Genomic DNA, 21,612 nt, shown 5'->3' with positions numbered 1-21,612 from the left:
CCCGGGGGTCGGTTTCTACTGGGTCGGTATCGAACGTATATTCGATACAAATCGATAGCTGAATCGGTGCTGGCGCTCAATCGAGGGTCGCTCCGCATGCTTCGCCTCGGGTCCATCGCGGGAAGTGGGTGGTTGAGATGGGTTCGGATGCGATATCGCAGGGAGGGGTGAATCGGGGCGCGCTGTCGCGCGGTGGTGGGCGGGCAGAGGCACCCTCCCTGGCTGAACTGCGTAGACGCATGGCGGCGGTGCCGGGGCGCGGTGAATCGGCAGCGCATCGGGCTCCGCTGGGAGACGGGGCGCGCCGAGCGGCATTGCCGGTGCCCTCGGCTCTCGCGCCGCTGTTGCCGGAGGGTGGCTTGGTCACGGGTTCCGTGGTGGCCTACACGGGAGCGAGTTCGCTGCTGGCCGGTCTGCTCGCCGCGGTGACCGCGGATGGTGGGCACGCCGCGGTGGTGGGCATGCCCCGGTTCGGTCTGCTCGCCGCGGTGGAGATGGGGGCGCAGCTGCGGCGGCTGGCCGTGATCGCCGATCCCGGCCCCGATCCGGTGGAGGTGGCCGCGGTGCTGCTCGACGGGCTCGATCTGATCGTGCTCGGGCTCGGGGGCGCCGCCGTCGCGCCTGCTCGCAGCCGAGTGATCGCGGCCCGTGCCCGCAACAAGGGCGCCACCCTGGTGGTCGCCGACGGTCGCTGGCCCGGTGCGTCCCTCCAGCTCGATGCCCGCATCGCGGGGTACGCGGGTCTCGGCCGGGGGCGCGGACGCTTGCGTTCGCTCGGTGTGACGGTCGAAGTGCGCGGCAAGGCGGGACCGCCACGGCGCGGGCGGTTGGAGCTGTGCCCGAATGCGGGGCGGGTGGAATGGGTACTGCGCGAAAAGGCCGCTCCGCCAGTCGAGTCCGTCGACACACAGGAGGCCGTGTCATGAGTGCGGCGCCGTGATCCGGCCGGGATCGAAGCGGGTGCTCGCCCTGTGGTGCCCGGACTGGCCCGCGGTCGCCGCGGCGGCGGTGGCTGGACTGTCCGCGACGCGGCCGGTGGCGGTGCTGTTCGCCAACCGGGTAGTGGCCTGTTCGGCGATCGCGCGAGCCGAAGGGGTCCGCCGCGGCCTGAAGCGCAGAGAGGCGCAGGCCCGCTGCCCCGAGCTGTACCTCGCGCAACAGGATCAGGATCGGGACGCGCGACTGTTCGAACCGCTGGTCGCCGCGGTGGCCGCGACGGTGCCCGGGGTGGAGGTGCTGCGACCCGGGCTGCTCGTGCTCGGTGCGCGCGGCGCGGCGCGGTTCTTCGGGTCCGAGGAGGCGGCGGCCGAGCGCCTGGTCGACGCGGTGGCCGCGGCCGGGGCGGAAGCGCAGATCGGGATCGCCGATGAGCTGTCCACGGCGGTGATCGCCGCCCGGCGCGCCGCGATCGTGTCCGCGGGGGCGGGAGCGCGGTTCCTCGCATCGCTGCCGGTCGGGGAACTCGCGGTCGAACCGAGCCTGGCCGCACCGGAACGCGCCGATCTGGTCGATCTGCTGCACCGCTTGGGGCTACGCCGGATCGGCGATTTCGCCGCGCTCTCCGCGGCGGAGGTCGCCTCCCGGTTCGGCACCGACGCCGTGCTCGCGCATCGTTGTGCCAGAGCCGAGCCGGAGCGTCCGCCGTCCGCGCGGCAGCCGCCGCCGGATCTGATGGTGGAATACCGCTGTGATCCGCCGATCGAGCGGGTCGATGCCGCCGCCTTCGCCGGTCGCCTGCTCGCCATCCGGCTGCACAGCGCGCTCGCGGATGCCGGGCTGGCCTGCACCAGACTTTCGGTGCACGCTGAAACCGCGGCGGGGGAGCATCTTTCGCGGATCTGGCGCTGCGCCGAGCCGCTCACGCCGGAGGGCACGGCGGATCGGGTGCGCTGGCAATTGGACGGCTGGCTCACCCGGCGCGACGGCGCGCGGCCCACCGCGCCGATCACCGTGCTGCGGCTGGAACCGGTCGAGGTGGTCACGGCGGGCGCGCTGCAACTCGGCTTGTGGGGCGGGGACGGGGAGGAGGACGAGCGTGCCCGCCGCGCGCTGATCCGGGTGCAGGGGCTGCTCGGCGGGGAGGCGGTGCGGGTCGGCGTGCTGAGCGGCGGACGTGGCCCCGCCGAACGAATCACCATGGTCGCGCTGGGTGACGAACTCGTTCCCGCGGCCGACCCCGCGCAGCCGTGGCCGGGCCGGCTGCCCGAGCCCGCCCCCGCCGTGATCCTGCCGAACCGCCCGCTGGTGCGGCTGGAAACCGCCGACGGCGCGCTCGTCAAGGTCACCGACCGCGCCCTGTTCGACGCCGATCCCGCGCTGCTGCGCTGGGGGAGCAAACAGTGGCGGCTCACCGGCTGGGCAGGCCCGTGGCCGGTGGACGAACGCTGGTGGGCCCCCGATTCGGACAATGCGGAATGCACCGCCCGCGCGCAGGTCCAACTCGCCACCGCCACCGCCACCAGCCGCGTGCTGCTGCTGGTCTATCACGACGGAACCTGGCGCGCGGAAGGGCTTTACGACTGAGGGCCCATTCCGGGTGGCCCGCACATCCGCTCGGGTCAGCGTGGTGTGGGCGCCGCGTTCGGCGGCCGACGCCGACATCCCCTGGCTCACGTCGACGCCGTCGATGTGCGGTATTCCGCGGTCGCGCAACCGAGTTCCGGTTAGCCCGTGCCGCAGGCGAGGTCGGCCGCGCGCCGCACTCCACCGAGGTCCAACCGCAATAGCGGCGAGCGGAGCGAGATCCATCGCATCCGAGACGGTCTACTCGTAGGTCGGCGCCCCACCGTCGTACCCCGGTCGACGGTGGGTAGTCGCGGCGGTCGAAATCGGCGAAGGAGGGCATGCGGCGAGTATTCGCTCCGAGTTCACCCATGCTCCAGGCGTATTCGCGTTACTCGAAACACCGATGTGACAACGAACTTCGCATATCCGGCTCCGGTACGTGCCGCCCGAATCGCGTTTTCGCCGTGGAGGGTGATCAGCGCTACACCACGCGGGGCCGGTGCATGACTGCCGGTATCCTCGTTGGTCGTGGATCTGACGCTGGGCCAGATGACATTCGGAGACGTGCGGATCGCCTATCGGGATTCAGGGGTGGGGGCGGTCAGCGACATCCCCGTGCTGCTCGTGCACGGCATGGGCGGCGACGGGCACACGTGGGACCGGTTCGCGCGCGTTCTCGCGCGATCGGGACGCCGCGTGATCATCCCCGATCTCCGCGGACACGGCCGTAGCTCACACACCGATTCCTATCTTTTCGACGAGTTCGGCGACGATCTGCTGCGCCTGTGCGACCACCTGGAACTGTCCGCGGTGGATCTGGTCGGGCATTCGCTCGGCGGTTACGCGGTGTCGCGCGTCGCGCAGGAGCGGCCGGAACTGGCGCGCAGGCTGGTCATCGAGGAGTGCCCGCTCCCACTGCGGTCCGGCGCCGAGGAATTGCGCCTGACCCGCCGGTTTCCCACCGCGCCCGAACTGTGGCACGCCACCTCCAGCCTGGTCCGGCACCCGCGCGCGGTACTCACCTTCGACCGCTCCATGACGAAGACCGCGCTGGAGCAGTTCCGCAAGCCGAACCCGGAGTGGTGGGACCGCCTCTCCGACATCACCGCACCCACTTTGGTGTTGTGCGGCGGACCGGGCGGCATGGTCGATCCGGAGAAACTCGCCATCCTGCGGGACAGCCTCGCCGACTGCACGGTGACCACCTTCACCTGCGGTCACAGCATCCACCGCGACCGCTACCACGAGTTCGCCGCGGCCGTCCGGCCGTTCCTGGCAGGCTGAATCGGGGCGGAACCGGTCGCCCCCAGGGCACCGCGGCGTGTCGTGCCGCGGTTCGAGAACCACACGCGGCCTGCGGATTCGCGGGTGTTCGAAAGGAATCGAACAACTCTCGAATCGTTCGAACATATGTGCGATACTCAGCGCATGTCGGACGATCGGATGGCGGAGGTGTTTGCCGCGGTGCGGCTCGGTGGCGTCGACCCCGCGGCGGGGCGACGGGCGTTGGAAAAGCTGTGGGACGAACTCGGCGAACACGGCGGAGTGTTGCAGCGCTGCGTGGTCGCACATCATCTCGCCGATCTCCAGGAGGAGCCCGTCGAGGCGCTGCGCTGGGATCAGCGCGCCCTGGCCGTGGTGTTCGGGCCCGGTGTGCCGCTGGACGAAGGTCTGCGCGGCTTTTTGCCGTCGCTCTATCTGAACCTGGCCGACAGTCATCGCCGGGTAGGCGAGTTCGAAGTCGCCAAGATGCAGTTGGCCATCGCCCGCGGGCATCTCGACGTCCTCGCCTGCGATGCCTACGGCGCGCTCATCCGGACTCGCTTGCGGGGCGTCGAAGCCGCTCTGGCCGCCGGTTCCGTCGAACGGCTCCGGGCATCCTGACCCGCCTGTACATCGCCACCTTTCGAATGTATGTTCGATGCGAGGAGGTGAGTCGTGGGCTGGGGCAACGGTCCGCCGAGCTGGGCGGAGATGGAGCGGGTGCTGTCCGGGCGGGCGAGGCCCGATGGGCGGTATCCGGGCGACGGCGGTGACAGCCCGGCGTGGTCGCGTAAGCGCGGCGAGTACCGTCCGGAGCCGGTGCGCCCTGTCGATGAACCGACGGTTCCGTACGCGGAGCTGCACGCGCATTCGGCCTACAGCTTCCTGGACGGTGCGAGCCATCCGGAGGAACTGGTGGAGGAGGCGGTGCGGCTCGGCCTGACCGCGATCGCGCTCACCGACCACGACGGCTTCTACGGCACCGTCCGCTTCGCCGAGGCCGCCGAGGAATGGGGCATGCCCACCGTCTTCGGAGCCGAACTATCGCTCGGCACGGCACTCGAACCGCAGGTGCCCGGCACCGCGCGGGGGCACGCCGCCGCCCCCGACTCGGCGCCGCGCACCGGCACGCCGGACCCGGCCGGGCCGCATCTGCTGGTGCTGGCCCGCGGGCACGAGGGCTACCGCAGACTTTCCCGTGAGATCGCCGCCGCGCACATGGCCGCAGGGGAGAAGGGCATCCTGCGTTATGACCTCGACACGCTCACCGCGGCGGCCGAGGGCCACTGGCACATCCTGACCGGATGCCGGAAGGGGCATCTGCGCCAGGCGCTCGAACTCGACTTACGCGCGGGCAGCACCCGGCTCGAACGTGCGGAAGCCGCGCTGCGGGAGCTCACCGACCGCTTCGGCGACGACCGGGTGAGCGTGGAACTCACCCAGCACGGCATCCCGGAGGACGACGAGCGCAACGCGCATCTCATCGCCTTGGCCGATCGTCTCGGCCTGCCCGTGCTCGCCACCACCGGAGCGCACTTCGCCGCGCCGAGCCTGCGCCGCCGAGCCATGGCGCTCGCGGCGATCCGGGCCAGGCGGAGCCTGGACGAGATAGCGGGCTGGCTGGCCCCTGCCGGTGGTGCGTACCTGCGGTCCGGGGCGGAAATGGCGCGGTTGTTCGCCGACTGCCCGCAGGCGGTGGCGAACGCGGCGGCCCTGGCCCGCGAATGCGCCTTCGACCTGCAGTTGATCGCCCCGAACCTGCCGCCCTTCGATGTGCCCGCCGGACACGACGAACAGTCCTGGCTGCGCGAACTCGCCATGACGGGCGCCGCGGCGCGCTACGGGACTCCCGAGGAGAACCCGGAGGCATACCGGCAGATCGAGCACGAACTCGCGGTGATCAACGCCCTGGAATTCCCCGGTTACTTCCTGGTGGTGCACGACATCGTCCGCTTCTGCAAGGACAACGACATCCTCTGCCAGGGCCGCGGTTCGGCGGCCAACTCCGCGGTCTGCTACGCGATCGGCATCACCAATGTCGACCCGGTGCGCAATCACTTGCTGTTCGAGCGTTTCCTCTCCCCGGAACGCGACGGCCCGCCGGATATCGATGTCGACATCGAGTCCGATCGCCGGGAGGAGGCGATCCAGCACGTCTACCGCAAGTACGGCCGCGAGTACGCCGCGCAGGTGGCCAACGTGATCACCTATCGCGGCAAGTCCGCGGTGCGCGATGCCGCACGGGCGCTGGGCTTCTCACCCGGCCAGCAGGACGCGTGGAGCAAGCAGGTGAGCCGCTGGTCCGGGGTGGGCGCCGAGACGAACACCGACATCCCGGCCGAGGTGCTGGAACTGGCCGCCGACCTCGAGGGTCTGCCGCGGCATCTCGGCATCCACTCCGGCGGCATGGTGATCTGCGATCGGCCGATCGCCGACGTCTGCCCGGTGGAATGGGCGCGCATGCCCGGCCGCAGCGTCTTGCAGTGGGACAAGGACGATTGCGCGGCCATCGATCTGGTGAAGTTCGACCTGCTGGGCCTCGGCATGCTCTCCGCACTGCACTACATGATCGATCTGGTCCGCGAGCACAAAGGCGAGACCGTCGAGCTGCACGCGCTCGATCTGGCCGAACCCGAGGTCTACGAGATGCTTTCGCGCGCGGACTCGGTCGGTGTCTTCCAGGTGGAGTCGCGCGCGCAGATGGCCACCCTGCCCCGGCTGCGACCGCGCAGCTTCTACGACCTGGTGGTCGAGGTGGCACTGATCCGTCCCGGCCCGATCCAGGGCGGGTCGGTGCATCCCTACATCCGCAGGCGCAACGGAGCCGAGGATGTCGTCTACGACCATCCGGCGCTGAAGAATTCGCTGGAACGCACGCTCGGCGTGCCGCTGTTCCAAGAGCAGCTCATGCAGATGGCCGTCGACGTCGCCGGATTCACCGCCGTCGAGGCCGATCAGCTGCGCCGCGCCATGGGCTCCAAACGGTCACCGGAGCGCATGGATCGTCTCAAAGCGCGGCTCTATGAGGGCATGCGGGAGCGGCACGGTATCACCGGCGAGGTCGCCGACCGCATCTACGAGAAGCTCTACGCCTTCGCGAATTTCGGTTTTCCGGAGAGTCATTCGCAGAGCTTCGCCTCGATCGTGTACTACTCGGCCTGGTTCAAACTGCATCATCCCGCGGCCTTCTGCGCCGGCCTGCTGCGCGCTCAGCCGATGGGGTTCTACTCGCCGCAGTCGCTGGTCGCCGACGCGCGCAGGCATGGGGTCGCGGTGCACGGTCCCGATATCAACGCCAGCCGTGCCGAGCCCACCCTCGAGGCGAAGGGCACCGAGGTGCGGCTGGGCCTGGCCGCGATCCGCCAGATCGGCGACGACCTCGCCGAGCGCATCGTCGCCGCCAGAGGCGAGCGGCCCTACACGTCCTTCCTCGACCTGACCGGCCGGGTAGAGCTCACCGTCGCGCAAGCGGAATCGCTCGCCACGGCGGGCGCGCTCGGCAGCCTCGGCGTCACCCGTCGTGAAGCGCTCTGGGCGGCGGGCGCCGCCGCAGGCGAGCGCCCGGACCGGTTGCCCGGCACGGGCGCGGTCACCACCGCGCCCGTCCTGCCCGGGATGGGCGATCTGGAGACGGCCGCCGCCGATGTCTGGGCCACCGGCGTCTCGCCGGGCAGCTATCCGACGCAGTTCCTGCGCCCGCACCTGGACGCCCTCGGTGTCGTACCTGCCTCTGGTCTGCTCACCGTGCTCGACGGTGCGCGGGTCCTGGTGGGCGGCGCGGTGACGCACCGGCAGCGTCCGGCGACCGCGGAGGGGATCACCTTTCTCAATCTGGAAGACGAGACCGGCATGGTGAACATCGTCTGTTCGCCGGGGCTGTGGCGGCGCTACCGCCGTCTGGCCCAGGGCGCCGCCGCGCTGCTCATCCGCGGACGGGTGCAGAATGCCGAGGGTGTGGTCAGCGTGGTCGCCGAACATCTCCAGCGATTGGATCTGCGGATGACGTCCAAATCTCGCGATTTCCGTTGAGCCGGTTGCTCTGCGGAAGTGTCACAAGCGTTCTAGAGAAACTGTTGTGCGGGGCTTTCCGCGCGTCGTGAACGGCTACTGTGCCTGACATGAGGAAGCTTGCGGTGCTGTGCGCCGGCGTGCTGGGGTTGATCTTGCTCACCGGCTGCGGTAGCGACAACGCGGCACCCGCTCGGGATCGGACGTCGTCGGGGGTCACCGGGCCCGCCGCTCCAGCGCTCGTGCCGCCGGGGCTACCCGAGCACGCGCCGCCGAAGCGGGAGGACAATTCCGGCGCCGAACCGACGACAACGCGCAAGGAAGTGGTCACCGGCAGCGTCGAGATCACCGCGGACGCGCCGGTCGCCGCGGCGGGCACGATCATCGACCAGGTGCGCGCCGCGGGCGGCCGGGTCGACAGCCGTACCGAGCAGCCCGGCACCGACGACACCGAGCCCAGCGCCACACTCGTCGTCCGGCTGCCCGCGGACAAGACCGACGCGTTCATCGCGGGCCTCGGCGGGGTCGGGCGGATCACTCGGGTCACCACCAACCGCGACGACGTCACCATGCGCTGGGAGGACTTGGACGCGCGGATCAAGGCGCTGCAAGCTTCGGTCGACCGGCTGCGCGGGCTCATCGCGGCCGCCACCACCACCTCCGACCTGCTCGCCGCCGAGCAGGCGCTGTCCAGCCGCCAGGGCGAACTCGACAGTCTCACCGCGCAGAAGCGCAGACTCGACGACCAGGTCGCCCTGTCCACGCTGACCATCGACGTCACCACCGATGCCAAGCACTCCGGCGACGACCCCGACACCTTCTGGGACGGCATCGTCTCCGGCTGGAACTCCCTGGTCCACTGGCTACACGACGTGATCGTTTTCAGCGGCAAGGCGATTCCGTGGCTCGGTTTCCTGGCGGTGGTGGCCGCCGTGCTGTGGGGCATCGTGCGCTGGGTGCGGCGGCGCAAGCCCGCGCCGGGTGCGGGAGAATCGGCACCGGCTCCCGGGGAGCCGGTGAGCAGCGCCTCCGACGGCGCGGAAACCAGCGCAGGAGGCAACAGTGCCGACGGTGGTAAGGGCGACGATCAAGCCGAACAGCCGTAAGGGCCCGCTGGTAGAGACCCTCGACGACGGCAGCCTGCAACTGTACGTGCGGGCTCCCGCCGTCGAAGGCAAGGCCAACAAGGCGGCCATCGAATTGCTCGCAGGCCACTACGGAGTCCCCAAGTCCGCCGTCCGGCTGACGGCGGGCGCGACCTCCCGGTTCAAACGATTCGAAATCGACGTCTCCTGACGTCGCTGTCGCAGAGATCACATCCCGCCGGGAAAACCGAGTTGGCGCCATGCCTCGTAGACGGTTACGGCGGCCGCGTTGGAGAGGTTCATGGAGCGGCGGCCGGGCAGCATCGGGATGCGCAGCCGGTCGGTGATGCGCGGGTCCGCCAGCACCTCCGCGGGCAGGCCGGTGGGCTCGGTGCCGAACAGCAGCACGTCGTTCTCGCGGTAGGCCACGTCGGTGAACCGTGTGGTGCCCTGCGTCGTGAACGCGAAAACCCGCTCCGGGCGCAACGCATCCCACGCCGCCGCCAGATTCGGGTGCACCGTCACCGCCGCCAGATCGTGGTAGTCCAACCCGGCCCTGCGCAGCTTCGGTTCCGACAGATCGAACCCCAACGGCTCGATCAGATGCAGATGACACCCGGTCCCCGCGACCAACCGGATCGCGTTGCCGGTATTCGGCGGAATGCACGGCTGATGGAACATCAGATGGAACACGGGTGTCAGTCAACCAGGTGATCGAGAACCACCGCGAACGGCGATCCCCAGCTCGTGGACCACCGGAGAGAAACCCGGAGCCGGTGCCGTGACCGGGCCCGGGCTCCGCGGCCGGCCAGGAATCAGCCGAAGCTGCCCGTGCTCGGCCTGCCGATCACGTCGACGGTGACGACGTCCGTCCTCGAGGCATCGCCCTGGCGGGGATCACCGGTGGGGCGTGCCCCGGCGCACGCGCCACGCACGCGCACCTGTCCGGCGGGCAGGGAGCCGTTACCGAGCGACGTCTGGACCATCTTGCCGTCGGCGATGGCGAACGACGTCGGGTTGTTGCCGCCGAAGATCTCCCCGGTGTCGTCGTTGTACACCCAGCACACGCCCTCGGCGTTGGGGTTGTGAAATTTCGCCGACACGGTTCCGGGCACCGAGAAGATCTCCTCGAGCACCGGAGGCGACAGTGGAGGTGCCGCGGTAGCGGTGGCGCCGGAGCCGAGTGCCATCGCCGGTAGTGCGGCGAGCAAGAGAAGGGGAAGTCGTCGCAGGATCATGATCGAATGATGCCAGCCACCTGAACATGCCCAGGTTGACGCACCAGTGCTGCCCGGCGCCGCCCGCTTACAGCCACACGAGTGGCACACCAGTGCGGGGCCTACTCGCCTTTTGCCGCAGCCATGTGCCACTCGTCGGCGGACCTCCCTGCCCAAGGGGGCGGCGTCGGATTTCGCAGGTGCCGCCGGTCCGTCCGGCGTGGCTGCTCGATTCCCGGTACCGGACGCGGAGTCCTTAATGTCGTCGGCCGCGATGCTGACGATGCCGAAGCAGCCGCCGCACAGCAGAGTACGGTTTTAGCCCCTAACCTGCGCCTTGCTGTTTTCGTAGGGATCGGTTGGTATTTCGGTCTGCTCGGATACCTTCGGCGGACCGGCGGCGGGGAGTCTGCAAGAATCGGGGAGTGACCGATCCCGACACGCCTATCGCGAGGCGCCGCAGTCCGGGGGCCGAGTTCTTGCGTTCCCATCTGCCGATGGTCGTCGTGACGCTGGTCATCGTGGTGGCGGTGGTGTTCGTGGCGTCCGATCGGTGGCGGCGCGGGGCGTTCTTCTTCGGCGGTGCGACGCTGCTGGCGGCGGCGTTCCGGCTGTGTCTGCCGACCGTACGGGTGGGACTGCTGGCGGTGCGCAGCAAGCCGTTCGACGTCGGCGCGCTGACGCTGCTCGGCTCGAGCATTCTGTTTCTCGCGGCCACGATCAACACACTCGGCGTCGGCTGACGGCTGGTCGGCGCCGAACTCGGGCAGCCGCGGGAGTGGGCCGTCAGCGTTCGGGTCGCACCCCGGCGCGGGCCAGCCGCATGGTCTCGGTCAGCAGTTTCGACACCGCCGCCGCCTCGGTGAGGAATCCGTCGTGCCCGTCGCGGGAGTGCACGATCTCCAGTCCGTCGCAACCGGGCAGCAGATCGGCGAGTTCCTGCTGGGTCCGCAACGGATACAACCGGTCGGAGTCGACGCCTCCGACCACGCACGGCACCGGCGTCGCCGTGAGCGCCGCCTCGATGCCGCCCCGGCCGCGTCCGACGTCGTGGCGGTTCATCGCCTCGGTCAGCAGTACGTAGGTGGCGGGATCGAAACGCTGGCAGAGCTTTTCGGCCTGATGATCCAGGTAGCTCTGCACCGCGTAGCGGCCGCCGTTCCACGGGTCCTCGTCGCCCTGCGGCTTGTTCCCGAACCGGTGATCCAGCTCGAATTCGGTGCGGTAGGTCAGGTGCGCGATCCGCCGGGCCAGGGCCATCCCCGTCGTCGGAGCGCGGCCGGTGCCGTGATAGTTGCCGCCCTGCCAGTCCGGATCGGCCTTGATCGCCGCGATCTGCGTGGTTTGCGTGCCGATCTGATCGGCGGTAGCGCGGGCCCCGACCGCGAGCACCAGTGCCGCGGCGACCCGATCCGGTGCGCCGACCATCCACTCGAGCACTCGCATACCGCCCATCGACCCGCCGACCACGGCGGCGAGCCGCTCGACACCGAGCAGATCGAGCAGAGCGGCCTCGGCGGTCACCTGATCACGAATGGAGATCGCGGGAAACCGTGCGCCCCAGGGTTTTCCGTCCGGAGCGGGGCTGGACGGCCCGGTGCTGCCCTTGCAGCCGCCGAGCACGTTCGTCGCGATCACGCACCATTCGTCGGTGTCCAGCGGTGCACCCGGACCGACCATGCCGTCCCACCAGCCGGGCAGCGGGTGCACGTCGTCGGGCTTGCCCACCACGTGTGAGTCGCCGGTCAGCGCGTGTTCGACCAGCACCACGTTGTCCAGTTCGGGGGAGAGTTCACCCCAGCGCTGCACCGCGAGGTGGACGTCCGGGATGACCGCGCCGTTCTCCAGTCGCACGTCTCCGATGGCGATGGTGCCGAGCTGCCCGTCCGGGGGCGGCAGGGTGATGCCGGAGGTCCGCGCGCTCGCTTCGGTGTTCACTGTCATGTCGCCGCCGCCGTGCAACCGGCGTGCAGGTCTGCCGGAGGATCCGGGAGCAAACGCACGATCCCGAACTCGGCGCCGTGGCTGTGCGGGGCCGACTGCGCCGGGCCTCGCTCGGCCCCGGGCGCGGTGAATTCACTCATGGTTTGCTCCCAAGCAGGTGTTCGCCGGTACAGCAGGGGTTAGCGGTGGGTTGGTGACGAACAACAACACATGCCGGCGACCTCCTGTTACGCGCTTGCTCCCGGCTTTCGGGAGCCAGGTCATCACCCGGAGCACCCCACCGCGGCTGGAGGGTTGCCGACCAGCGAGCCGGGGCTTGGCGCTGGCACTCATGACCTGTCCGGCATCATAACCGGCGGGCGGTCGGCGCCCGAAATCCTCCTCCGAACTCACTGGTCCGCGGTGCTCGGCGCCGCGCGGCAGGTGGGCGGGAACGGCATCGGCCGGTGCTGCGGGCCCAACGTGCTCACCGTACGCGGCATGGGTCCGCTGTTCGCCGGGACCAGCCGGAGAACCTGATCGAAGTTCCGAGGTCGGGGCGTGGCTTGCGGTCGCGGTCCGATCCGCTGGAACGAGATACGCGCGGCGTGACGGCGCCGCGCGGAGCTTCGTCGTCTGCCGGGCGGTTGCCGTACCGGAACGGAAGGCGGATCATGGCGGCGACGGCGGTTGCGCGGGCGGCCCGCCGAGGTGTTGGACGGGCGTGCCAATCGGGTGACCGAGGTGCTCCAGCTCACTTCGGGGGCTGCCCCGTGCGGTGCGGAATTCGGCAGCAGTACGCTTGTCTTGTTTGCACCACATGTCTCGCCGACAACGCGGGACATATACGTTGTCTGTTGGAACAGCTGGGGTCCGCTCACAAGCGTGTTCGCCTGGCCGTGCAATGAGGGCACCATCCTAGGAGGACACGAAGATCCATGTCCAAGATCAAGGTTGAAGGCACCGTCGTAGAACTCGACGGCGACGAGATGACCCGGATCATCTGGCAGTTCATCAAGGACAAGCTGATCCACCCCTATCTCGACGTGAACCTCGAGTACTACGATCTCGGCATCGAGTACCGCGACAAGACCGACGATCAGGTCACCGTCGACGCCGCCGAAGCCATCAAGAAGCACGGCGTCGGCGTGAAATGCGCCACTATCACTCCGGACGAGGCGCGCGTCAAGGAATTCAGTCTGAAGAAGATGTGGCGTTCGCCCAACGGAACCATCCGCAACATCCTGGGTGGCACCATCTTCCGCGCCCCGATCATCATCTCGAACATTCCGCGGCTGGTGCCGGGCTGGACCAAGCCGATCATCATCGGCCGTCACGCTTTCGGCGACCAGTACCGCGCCACCGACTTCAAGGTGTTCCAGAGCGGTACCGTCACCGTGACCTTCACCCCGGACGACGGCAGCGAGCCGATCGTGCACGAGGTCGTGAAGATGCCCGATGAGGGCGGCGTCGTCATGGGCATGTACAACTTCCGCAAGTCCATCGAGGATTTCGCGCGGGCGTCGTTCAACTACGGCCTGCAGCAGAACTACCCGGTGTACATGTCGACCAAGAACACCATCCTCAAGGCCTACGACGGCATGTTCAAGGACACGTTCCAGGACATCTTCGACGCCGAGTTCAAAAGCCAGTTCGACGCCGCGGGCCTGACCTACGAGCACCGGCTGATCGACGACATGGTCGCCTCCTCGATGAAGTGGGAGGGCGGCTACGTCTGGGCGTGCAAGAACTACGACGGCGACGTGCAGTCGGACACGGTGGCGCAGGGCTTCGGCTCGCTCGGCCTGATGACCTCGGTGCTGCTGACCCCGGACGGCCGCACCTGCGAGGCCGAGGCCGCGCACGGCACCGTTACCCGGCACTACCGCCAGCACCAGCAGGGCAAGCCGACCTCGACCAACCCGATCGCGTCCATCTTCGCCTGGACCCGCGGGCTCGAGCACCGCGGCAAGCTGGACAACACCCCCGAGGTCATCGGCTTCGCCCAGACCCTGGAGGACGTCGTCATCAAGACCGTCGAGGGCGGCCAGATGACCAAGGACCTCGCGCTGCTCGTCGGTGGGGACCAGGGCTACCTGAGCACCGAGGAGTTCCTCGGCGCGCTGGACGCCAACCTGGCTCGCGCGCTGCGCTGAGCCGCTCCGGCGCCGCGTCGTCGCGGGGCCGGGGTTGCGGGGCCGAGCCGCGTCGCTCGGCCGACTCCGGCGCTGGGTGCTCGCCCAGCGCCGGGCTGAATATCGGGCACCCGGCCCACCATCGGTGGAACGGGTGCCCGGACCGTTTCGCGACCGCAGGTCATCCGCATGGTTCAGCGGCGGTGCGTGGCCGAACTCACGTTCGCCCGGGAAGCGAACGTAGGACGAGGCCGGTTACATGAACACGTGACCAGCGCCCTGACCACCAGCACCACCGCGTCGCCCGGACGAACCGATTGGCATGTGCCCGCGATGCTCGCCCTGGCTCTCGGCGGCTTCGGCATCGGCACGACCGAATTCGTCACCATGGGGTTGCTGCCCGACATCGCTTCGGCCATGCGCGTCTCCGAGCCGACCGCGGGGTACGCGGTATCGGCCTACGCGCTCGGTGTGGTGATCGGCGCGCCCCTGATCGCGGCGCTGTGCGCGCGGATGCGGCGCAAACGCCTGCTCGTCGCGCTCATGGTGGCGTTCACCGTGGGAAACGCGGCGACCGTCCTGGCGCCCTCGTTCGAGATGCTGGTTCTCGCGCGATTCGTCTCGGGTTTGCCGCACGGCGCCTACTTCGGTGTCGCCTCGCTGGCCGCCGCCACTCTGGCCCCGGTAGGCCAGCGGGCCAAGGCAGTTGCCGCAGTTATGCTGGGATTGAGCGCCGCCAATGTCGTCGGCGTTCCCGCAGCTACCTGGCTCGGCCAGCATCTCGGCTGGCGCGATGCGTTCGTGGTGGTCGCGCTCATCGGGGTGACCACCGTGGTGGCGCTGCTGCGCTTCGTCCCGGAGCTCACCGGCATCACGGTGACCGATCCGAGGACCGAACTCGGCGCGCTGCGTCGCCCGCAGGTGGTGCTGACGCTGCTGGTCGGCGCTGTGGGGTTCGGTGGCATGTTCGCCGTCTACACCTACATCGCGACCACGCTCACCGACGTCGCCGGTCTGCGGGCCGGACTGGTCCCGCTGGTGTTGATGCTGTTCGGCGTGGGCATGGTGATCGGGAACATCGTCGGCGGCGTGCTGGCCGATCGCGGCGTGGACCGCGCCATCCGGGTATCACTGGTCGCGATGACCGTCATCCTCGGTGGCTTCGTCGCCGCCGTGCACAACCCGTACACCGCGGCCTTCGGTGCTCTGCTGGTCGGCGCGTCCGGAGCCGCGCTGGCGCCCGGACTGCAAACCCGTCTGATGGACGTCGCGGCGGATGCTCAGACTCTTGCCGCCGCCCTCAACCACGCCGCCTTGAATATCGCCAACGCCGCGGGTGCCTGGCTCGGCGGTCTGGTCATCGCCGCGGGACTCGGCTACACGGCCCCAGCCGTGGTCGGCGCCGTTCTGGCCGCGACCGGTGTCGCGTTGTTCACGGTCACCGTCTGGACCGCGCGGAGCTCGCGCCCTGCTGGGCAGACCCAGCGCGCGGCGTCGTAGCGGCACCGAAGCGGGAGCCTGACCGAGACGACGCGGCCGAACTACATCGCCCGCAGCCGGCTGCGGCCGGCGTAGACGTGCTCGGCGATGAGAGTGGCGATGCGGTCGGGTGCTTCCAGCATCGGGACGTGGCCGACGCCGTTGACCAGGATGCGATCGGCGGATTCGGGCAGTTCCTTCAGGTAGCGCCGTGCGTAGACGTGGTTGGGGATGACCCGGTCGTATTCCGACAGCAGCAGCCGGACCGGCGTTCGCAGGGTGGACAGGTCCTCCTGTGCGGGTGCCCGCATCGCGCCGAGGATCATCGGCACCGTCGCCGGGCAGTGCAGCGCGGCGGTGAGGGCGGCCGCGGCGTCGCGCCGGGATACCGCGGAGGCGTGCTTGCTCAGCGCGAGTAACGCGACCCGCTGCGCGAGTGGGTTGCCGATCACGAACCCGCCCACGCGCTTGCCGATTTCGACGAGCGCGACCAGGGACAGGAATTTCAGGTTGATCCGCCACTGGGTCAGCGAGGGTGCGTGCCAGCCGCCCGCGGGCGCGATGAGCGTCAGGGTGCGGGCGCGTCCGCGGCGGGCCAGTTCGACGCCGACCAGCCCGCCGAGCGAGTTGCCCGCGATATGACAAGTACGCCAACCCAATTCGTCGAGCTGTTCGCAGATCCGGTCGGCCAGGTCGGCGACGTCGACCGACGGACCTCCGGTGGGCGCGCCGCCCCAGTGGCCCGCGAACGCGGGCGCGAACACCTCGCACTGCGTCGACAGCCGCGCCGCCGTCTGCTCCCAGCAGTGCGGCGACATCATGAATCCGTGCAGCAACAGCAGGGGATCGCCGGATCCCACGTGCAACGCCTTGATCGGCCGAGGCTGTGTCGCCCGGCTGGATCCGCGCGCGGCGGCGGAGAAGGACTGGGAGGTGTCCGACGACATCGTCATCACCCCTTCCTGGACGGCAGTGTCCGAGGGACTTCATCTGATCAGCATTGTACGGTCGTGGTGTGCTCTGTATCTCGACGGTGAACGTGAACGGCGTCCGCGCCGCCGCGGGCAAGGGACTGCTCGCCTGGCTGGCCGCCACCACGGCGGACATCGTCTGCGTGCAGGAGACCCGCGCCACCGATGAGCAGGTCCGGGCCGCGCTGGCGCCCGCCCTGGACGCCGGATGGCACCTGTCGCACGCCGAGCCGGAGTCCAAGGGACGCGCCGGTGTCGGCATCCTGTCCCGGTGGGCGCCGAGCGCCGTGCGAGTCGGCTTCGGCAGCACTGAGTTCGCCGCGGCGGGCCGCTATCTCGAGGCCGATTTCGACAACGTCACCGTGGCCAGCGTCTACGTGCACTCCGGTGACGCGGGCACGGTGCGCCAAGCCGAGAAGTATCGCTTCATGGCCGAACTCGGCGCCTACCTCACCACCCGAACCGGCGATTTCGTGGTCGCCGGGGACTGGAATATCGCGCACACCGAGCGTGACCTGAAGAACTGGAAGGGCAATCTGAAGTCGGCCGGGTTCCTGCCGCAGGAGCGGGCGTGGATCGATGAGCTGCTGGCCGCCGGATACGTCGACGTGGTGCGTCATCTGCATCCGGAGGCCGACGGTCCGTACAGCTGGTGGTCGTATCGGGGGCGCGCGTTCGACAACGACAGCGGCTGGCGCATCGACGCGGTGTACACGAGACAGGGGGTCGCATCCCGCGCTGTGTCGGCACGGGTGGAGCGTGCGGCGACGTACGCCGAGCGCTGGTCCGACCATGCTCCGGTCACAGTGGAGTTTGCGCAGAAGGTTCCCGAACCGCTGACCAGTGAATACCCCCTGCACGGTCACGGTCACGGTCGGGGCGTGCGGGCACCCAGCGTCGTGCGGATCAGCTCTCGTGTAGCGTCGCCGGTCACGGATTGACCGGCCAGAACATCGAACGTCCGGTGGTACACCGGGACCTCTCGCGGCTGTGTGATGTTCGGTTCCGCTGTGCTGCCTTCGACAAGAAGCCCGCGGCTACCGGCACGGCCCCGCTTCCACGGTTGCGATTTCGAATTCACGCACTGACGGATTGCCGCGTGTGATGTCCCGCCGGACGAACACATACGCCTGCACGGTGTTGCGTCCGTGTCCAACTGCCGGGCAGGTGACGTAGATTCGTCAGTCATGACGGATAGCCGCGCCACCAGCAAGGCGCGTAACGGGGTCTGCGTTCCGGTTCCTTCCACCCGCGCCACGGACGCGGTGGTCGAACGCGCCGCCACCTATGAGCAGCGCTGGTCCGGCCACGCGCCCGTCACGGTGCAGTACCGATGAACCGGTCGATCAAACGCGGTCTCGGGCTGCTGGGCGCGGTGGCCCTGGTGGTGCTCGCCGCGGTGCTCGCGCTGTACGACGGCGGCACCACCACGTCCGCCCCGGTGAATCGCACGGCCACCGTCGCGACGAGCACGGTCACCCCGACGGCTGCCGCGCCACGCGGTGCGGACAGTGTGTCGCCGGTCACTCAGGCGTCCGGTGTGCCGGAGCGCGCCTACGCCACGCTGCGGGAGATCGACGCGGGCCGGTGGCCGGACTCGGCGAACGCCCCGGGCACCAAGGGGGGCGAGCGGTGGCAGAACCGTGGCGGCGACCTGCCCGCGACCGACGGTTCCGGTAAGCCGATCACCTATCAGGAATGGGACGTCAATCCCAAACAGTCCGGCCGATCCCGCGACGCCGAACGCATCATCACCGGCAGCGACGGTTCGGCCTGGTACACCGGCGACCACTACCAGACCTTCACGAGGATGCGCTGATGACGAAGACCGTCACGCTGGCGCAGTTCCTTGCCCGCCCCGACGCCGCCGACGCGCCGCCCAGCGCAGAACTCGGCCCGCCGCGCGTCACGTTCGGCACCCTCGCCGTCGATGCCGCCGACTTCAGCGGGGTGCGGGACAAGGCGCCTTCCGGGTACTTGGTGCGCGAGCTGCGCGGCACCAAGATGCCCACCACCGCCCGGCTGTTCGACGAGTTCGCCGCAGCGTTCCAGTTCCCGTACTACTTCGGCGAGAACAAGGACGCGTTCGACGAATGCCTGCGTGACCTCGACGATTTTCTCGGCGAAGGGGCCGGATACGTTGCCGTGGTGCGCGACTCGGCCGGATTGCTCGCCGACGAGCCGATCGAGCGCGACTGGTTCGCCGAGGCCATGCGCGACTGCGCGGCCTACTGGTCGCGACGGGACGTGCTGTTCCGGGTGGTCCTGCAAGGCGACGCGCCCGACCTGGAAGACGTGTCCCTGCGCCTGTGAGCGGGGCGTTCGCCGCAGCCGGTCGGCCGGGTGCTCGCCGAGCGCCACGAACACGTCGGCCGTCTGCTCGATCGATTCCTCGCGCGTGAGATCCGGGTCGCTTTGGAGCCAGGCGGTCGGCGTCTGCACCAGCCCCCCGACCAGGTACAGCGCCCGGAAGCCGACCACCGCGACCGGGGCCGAATCGGACATCCGGTGGGAGTCCGTGGCAACCGTCCGCGCGAAGGCCGGCACCGTCTCGGTGGTGCGGGCGCGCAGTACCGGCCCTGGCCGGGCAGCGCGGCCCCCATTCGCAGGGTGTGCCGTCGCAGCAGTCAGCGGGGAACACCAACTGGTCAGCGGCGGACGGCCGAGTATGGCCGGGTGGACCCGCGCGACCGGGTGCAGCGAAATTCGGCTCGAGCCGCATGCGAAAATCGGAGACATGTCGAGTCCTGCGCCCAGCCCGGCCGCCGAACGCAAACAGCGGGTTCTGTCCGGGATCCAGCCGACCAGCTCCTCGTTCCATCTAGGCAACTACCTTGGCGCGCTGCAGTACTGGGTGACCATGCAGGACGATTACGACGCGCTGTACTTCATCCCGGATCTGCACGCGATCACGGTGCCGCAGGACCCCAAAGAGCTGCGGCTGCGCAGCAAGGTCGCCGCCGCCCAGCTGCTCGCGCTCGGCATCGACCCGAAGAAGTCGACCCTGTTCGCGCAGAGCCAGGTGCCCGAGCACGCCGAGCTGGCCTGGGTGCTCAGCTGTATCACCGGTTTCGGCGAGGCGAGCCGGATGACGCAGTTCAAGGACAAGTCGGTGAAGCAGGGGGCGGAGAACGCGACCGTCGGCCTGTTCACCTACCCGGTGCTGATGGCCGCGGACATTCTGCTCTACCGCGCCCATCAGGTGCCCGTCGGCGAGGACCAGCGGCAGCATTTGGAACTGACCCGGAACTTGGCTCAGCGCTTCAACACTCGGTTCAAGAAGACGTTCGTGGTGCCGGAGGCGCACATCGTCAAGGGCACGGCGAAGATCTACGACCTGCAGGATCCGACCGCGAAGATGAGCAAGTCGGCCTCCAGCGACGCGGGTCTGATCAACCTGCTCGACGACCCGAAGGTCACCGCCAAGAAGGTGAGATCCGCGGTGACCGACACCGAACGCGAGATCCGCTACGATCCGGAACTCAAGCCGGGCGTCAGCAACTTGCTGGTGATCCTGAGTTCCCTGACCGGTGCGCCGATCGTCACCCTGGAGAAGGATTTCGAGGGCAAGGGTTACGGCGAGTTGAAAGCCGACGTGGCCGACGCGCTGGTCGAATTTGTCACGCCGTTGCGGGCGAAGGTGCAAGAGTACATGTCGGATCAAGGTGAACTCGACCGCGTACTCGCCGCCGGCGCGCAGCGCGCGCGAGAGATCGCCGGCAACACCCTCGCGCAGGTCTATGACCGGGTCGGCTTGCTGAGCCATTAGGCGTACCTCCGCCTTCGCTGCGGCCGTGCGCGGGGCTGAGGGCGGACTGCGTCCGGCTGCGCCTATTATGCGTACCTCCGCCTTCGCTGCGGCCGTGCGCGGGGCTGAGGGCGGACTGCGTCCGGCTGCGCCCATTAGGCGTACCTCCGCCTTCGCCGGGCGGTTGTCGTGCGCTCGACCGGGTATCACCGGTGCGAGGTTCTCGGTCGAAGGGGCGAATGGTGCAGGTGATCGACAACGTCAAAGCCGGGATCGAACGCCGGATCCACGCACAGCCGTGGCTGGATCATCTGGTTCGTGCGGCGGAGCGCTATCAGCGGCAGCGGGGCGACTACTACGCGGCGGGTATCACGTATTTCACTGTGCTGTCGTTGTTTCCGCTGCTCATGATCGCTTTCGCGGTAGCGGGCGTGATCTTGTCCAGCAATCCGGATCTGCTCGGGGAGTTGCAGGCCAAGATCGTCGAGAACATTCCCGGCTCGTTCGGCACCCAGCTGAACGACCTGATCGATCAGGCGGTCGACTCTCGGCGCACGGTCGGCGCGCTGGGTCTGCTCACCGGCGTCTACAGCGGGCTCGGCTGGATGGCCAACCTGCGCGCCGCGCTCACCGAGCAATGGGATCAGAAGTCTCCGGACGGTAACTGGCTGATGACCAAGCTCTCCGATCTGGGTGCGCTGATCGGTCTCGGGCTCGCGTTCACCGTGTCGCTGGGGCTGTCGGCGCTGGCGTCGAGTTCGCTGGGCAGCCAACTGCTCGACGACCTCGGTCTCGGTGACCTACCCGGTGCGGACGTGTTGCTGTCGCTGTTGTCGCTCGGGCTCGGTTTCCTCGCTTCCTGGGCGGTGTTCGCGTGGGTCATCGCGCGGTTGCCCCGGGAACCGGTGACGCTGGCCAGCGCCGCCAAGGCGGCCGGTCTGGCCGCGCTGGTCTTCGAGGTGTTCAAGATCGTCGCCTCGATCTACCTGCAATCGGTGCTCAGCAGCCCGGCGGGGGCCACCTTCGGCTCGATCATCGGTCTGATGGTGTTCAGCTACATCACCTACCGCATCGTCCTGTTCGCCACCGCCTGGGCCGCCACCGCCGCGGAGAACGAGCCGGAAGCCGAGATTCCCGCGCCCGGACCGGCTGTGATCGCGCCGCGGGCCGGTGCGCGTGACGTGTCGATGGGAGTGGGCGCCGCCTTCTTCGGCGCCGGCGCGCTTGCCGCACTCGCGCTGTCCGGATTGCGCAGGTCGCCGGACCGGCGGTGATCGA

General features: G+C 69.1%; 20 protein-coding genes, 1 pseudogene and 1 riboswitch. Of the genes and pseudogenes, 16 read left to right on the top strand and 5 right to left on the bottom strand.

The window, feature by feature from the left end:
• Positions 1–239 precede the first annotated feature (239 nt).
• The 7 genes from imuA' (at position 240) to ACT89H_RS18615 (ending at position 9,072) form a co-directional block, all read left to right on the top strand.
• Positions 240–926: a DnaE2-dependent mutagenesis accessory factor ImuA' gene (imuA', locus tag ACT89H_RS18645; protein WP_445109897.1), complete on the top strand. Its 687-nt coding sequence runs from the start codon at positions 240–242 to the stop codon at positions 924–926.
• A gap of 13 nt (positions 927–939) precedes the next feature.
• Complete coding sequence (locus tag ACT89H_RS18640; protein ID WP_445110061.1) at positions 940–2,523, top strand: DNA polymerase Y family protein; 1,584 nt, start codon at positions 940–942, stop codon at positions 2,521–2,523.
• Between the two features lie 531 nt (positions 2,524–3,054).
• On the top strand, positions 3,055–3,789 hold the full coding sequence (locus tag ACT89H_RS18635) for an alpha/beta fold hydrolase (protein WP_445110060.1): 735 nt from the start codon (positions 3,055–3,057) through the stop codon (positions 3,787–3,789).
• 144 nt (positions 3,790–3,933) lie between these two features.
• Complete coding sequence (locus ACT89H_RS18630; RefSeq protein WP_445109896.1) at positions 3,934–4,389, top strand: hypothetical protein; 456 nt, start codon at positions 3,934–3,936, stop codon at positions 4,387–4,389.
• A gap of 54 nt (positions 4,390–4,443) precedes the next feature.
• Positions 4,444–7,797 (top strand): error-prone DNA polymerase, encoded by a 3,354-nt coding sequence (locus ACT89H_RS18625; protein ID WP_445109895.1) that lies wholly within the window; start codon positions 4,444–4,446, stop codon positions 7,795–7,797.
• 89 nt (positions 7,798–7,886) lie between these two features.
• Complete coding sequence (locus ACT89H_RS18620; protein ID WP_445109894.1) at positions 7,887–8,882, top strand: DUF4349 domain-containing protein; 996 nt, start codon at positions 7,887–7,889, stop codon at positions 8,880–8,882.
• A complete protein-coding gene (locus tag ACT89H_RS18615) occupies positions 8,839–9,072 on the top strand; it encodes a DUF167 domain-containing protein (RefSeq protein WP_039796172.1) in 234 nt (77 codons plus the stop codon). Before ACT89H_RS18620 ends, ACT89H_RS18615 begins: the two co-directional genes overlap by 44 nt.
• A 17-nt stretch (positions 9,073–9,089) precedes the next feature.
• Here ACT89H_RS18615 and ACT89H_RS18610 read toward each other — a convergent pair whose 3' ends face one another.
• The gene (locus tag ACT89H_RS18610) at positions 9,090–9,554 is read right to left on the bottom strand and encodes a tRNA (cytidine(34)-2'-O)-methyltransferase (protein WP_445109893.1); all 465 of its coding nucleotides are present in this window, start codon (positions 9,552–9,554) and stop codon (positions 9,090–9,092) included.
• Between the two features lie 122 nt (positions 9,555–9,676).
• The gene (locus ACT89H_RS18605) at positions 9,677–10,099 is read right to left on the bottom strand and encodes a hypothetical protein (RefSeq protein ID WP_445109892.1); all 423 of its coding nucleotides are present in this window, start codon (positions 10,097–10,099) and stop codon (positions 9,677–9,679) included.
• 476 nt (positions 10,100–10,575) lie between these two features.
• On the opposite strand from ACT89H_RS18605, the gene ACT89H_RS18600 reads away from it, so the two are divergent.
• The gene (locus ACT89H_RS18600; RefSeq protein WP_445110059.1) at positions 10,576–10,821 is read left to right on the top strand and encodes a DUF3017 domain-containing protein; all 246 of its coding nucleotides are present in this window, start codon (positions 10,576–10,578) and stop codon (positions 10,819–10,821) included.
• A gap of 43 nt (positions 10,822–10,864) precedes the next feature.
• On the opposite strand, the gene metX is transcribed toward ACT89H_RS18600, so the two are convergent.
• Both metX and ACT89H_RS18590 read right to left on the bottom strand, forming a co-directional pair.
• Positions 10,865–12,022, bottom strand: a complete 1,158-nt coding sequence (gene metX / locus ACT89H_RS18595) for a homoserine O-acetyltransferase MetX (protein ID WP_445109891.1) — start codon at positions 12,020–12,022, stop codon at positions 10,865–10,867.
• The gene (locus ACT89H_RS18590) at positions 12,019–12,162 is read right to left on the bottom strand and encodes a hypothetical protein (protein ID WP_445109890.1); all 144 of its coding nucleotides are present in this window, start codon (positions 12,160–12,162) and stop codon (positions 12,019–12,021) included. Before ACT89H_RS18590 ends, metX begins: the two co-directional genes overlap by 4 nt.
• Before the next feature lie 86 nt (positions 12,163–12,248).
• Positions 12,249–12,359, bottom strand: a riboswitch (SAM riboswitch).
• 580 nt (positions 12,360–12,939) lie between these two features.
• Between ACT89H_RS18590 and ACT89H_RS18585 the strand changes: the two genes are divergently transcribed.
• Both ACT89H_RS18585 and ACT89H_RS18580 read left to right on the top strand, forming a co-directional pair.
• Positions 12,940–14,157: an NADP-dependent isocitrate dehydrogenase gene (locus ACT89H_RS18585; protein ID WP_445109889.1), complete on the top strand. Its 1,218-nt coding sequence runs from the start codon at positions 12,940–12,942 to the stop codon at positions 14,155–14,157.
• A 312-nt stretch (positions 14,158–14,469) separates the two neighbouring features.
• Complete coding sequence (locus tag ACT89H_RS18580) at positions 14,470–15,636, top strand: MFS transporter (protein ID WP_445110058.1); 1,167 nt, start codon at positions 14,470–14,472, stop codon at positions 15,634–15,636.
• Positions 15,637–15,677: 41 nt separating this feature from the next.
• On the opposite strand, the gene ephH is transcribed toward ACT89H_RS18580, so the two are convergent.
• Positions 15,678–16,568, bottom strand: a complete 891-nt coding sequence (ephH, locus tag ACT89H_RS18575) for an epoxide hydrolase EphH (protein ID WP_445109888.1) — start codon at positions 16,566–16,568, stop codon at positions 15,678–15,680.
• A gap of 62 nt (positions 16,569–16,630) precedes the next feature.
• On the opposite strand from ephH, the gene ACT89H_RS18570 reads away from it, so the two are divergent.
• From ACT89H_RS18570 to yhjD, 6 genes and pseudogenes are all read left to right on the top strand, one after another.
• The gene (locus ACT89H_RS18570; protein ID WP_445109887.1) at positions 16,631–17,527 is read left to right on the top strand and encodes an exodeoxyribonuclease III; all 897 of its coding nucleotides are present in this window, start codon (positions 16,631–16,633) and stop codon (positions 17,525–17,527) included.
• A 309-nt stretch (positions 17,528–17,836) separates the two neighbouring features.
• Positions 17,837–17,923: pseudogene (locus ACT89H_RS18565) on the top strand (exodeoxyribonuclease III); the annotation flags it as partial.
• Positions 17,920–18,405 carry a guanyl-specific ribonuclease gene (locus tag ACT89H_RS18560; protein WP_445109886.1) on the top strand — a complete coding sequence of 162 codons (486 nt, stop codon included), beginning with the start codon at positions 17,920–17,922 and terminating at the stop codon, positions 18,403–18,405. The pseudogene ACT89H_RS18565 and the gene ACT89H_RS18560, both read left to right, overlap by 4 nt.
• Positions 18,405–18,899, top strand: coding sequence for a barstar family protein (locus ACT89H_RS18555; protein WP_445109885.1), 495 nt, complete (start codon positions 18,405–18,407; stop codon positions 18,897–18,899). The genes ACT89H_RS18560 and ACT89H_RS18555 overlap by 1 nt, the downstream gene beginning before the upstream one ends.
• A 424-nt stretch (positions 18,900–19,323) precedes the next feature.
• Positions 19,324–20,355 (top strand): tryptophan--tRNA ligase, encoded by a 1,032-nt coding sequence (gene trpS, locus ACT89H_RS18550; protein WP_445109884.1) that lies wholly within the window; start codon positions 19,324–19,326, stop codon positions 20,353–20,355.
• A 221-nt stretch (positions 20,356–20,576) separates the two neighbouring features.
• Positions 20,577–21,608 (top strand): inner membrane protein YhjD, encoded by a 1,032-nt coding sequence (yhjD, locus tag ACT89H_RS18545; RefSeq protein WP_445110057.1) that lies wholly within the window; start codon positions 20,577–20,579, stop codon positions 21,606–21,608.
• Positions 21,609–21,612 lie beyond the last annotated feature (4 nt).

Source organism: Nocardia aegles, from assembly GCF_052545135.1.
Note: the sequence above shows the minus strand (reverse complement) of the source record. Positions and strands in the feature narration are given on the sequence as shown.

Excerpts from the sequence above, each read along its gene's own strand:
- ACT89H_RS18605 (WP_445109892.1), bottom strand. The coding sequence starts at position 10,099 with ATGATCCTGCGACGACTTCCCCTTCTCTTGCTCGCCGCACTACCGGCG.
- ACT89H_RS18555 (WP_445109885.1), top strand. The coding sequence starts at position 18,405 with ATGACGAAGACCGTCACGCTGGCGCAGTTCCTTGCCCGCCCCGACGCC.
- ACT89H_RS18580 (WP_445110058.1), top strand. The coding sequence starts at position 14,470 with ATGCTCGCCCTGGCTCTCGGCGGCTTCGGCATCGGCACGACCGAATTC.
- ACT89H_RS18620 (WP_445109894.1), top strand. The coding sequence starts at position 7,887 with ATGAGGAAGCTTGCGGTGCTGTGCGCCGGCGTGCTGGGGTTGATCTTG.
- ACT89H_RS18585 (WP_445109889.1), top strand. The coding sequence starts at position 12,940 with ATGTCCAAGATCAAGGTTGAAGGCACCGTCGTAGAACTCGACGGCGAC.
- trpS (WP_445109884.1), top strand. The coding sequence starts at position 19,324 with ATGTCGAGTCCTGCGCCCAGCCCGGCCGCCGAACGCAAACAGCGGGTT.
- ACT89H_RS18600 (WP_445110059.1), top strand. The coding sequence starts at position 10,576 with ATGGTCGTCGTGACGCTGGTCATCGTGGTGGCGGTGGTGTTCGTGGCG.
- ACT89H_RS18560 (WP_445109886.1), top strand. The coding sequence starts at position 17,920 with ATGAACCGGTCGATCAAACGCGGTCTCGGGCTGCTGGGCGCGGTGGCC.
- ACT89H_RS18635 (WP_445110060.1), top strand. The coding sequence starts at position 3,055 with ATGACATTCGGAGACGTGCGGATCGCCTATCGGGATTCAGGGGTGGGG.
- imuA' (WP_445109897.1), top strand. The coding sequence starts at position 240 with ATGGCGGCGGTGCCGGGGCGCGGTGAATCGGCAGCGCATCGGGCTCCG.
- metX (WP_445109891.1), bottom strand. The coding sequence starts at position 12,022 with ATGACAGTGAACACCGAAGCGAGCGCGCGGACCTCCGGCATCACCCTG.
- ACT89H_RS18590 (WP_445109890.1), bottom strand. The coding sequence starts at position 12,162 with ATGAGTGAATTCACCGCGCCCGGGGCCGAGCGAGGCCCGGCGCAGTCG.
- ACT89H_RS18630 (WP_445109896.1), top strand. The coding sequence starts at position 3,934 with ATGTCGGACGATCGGATGGCGGAGGTGTTTGCCGCGGTGCGGCTCGGT.
- ephH (WP_445109888.1), bottom strand. The coding sequence starts at position 16,568 with ATGACGATGTCGTCGGACACCTCCCAGTCCTTCTCCGCCGCCGCGCGC.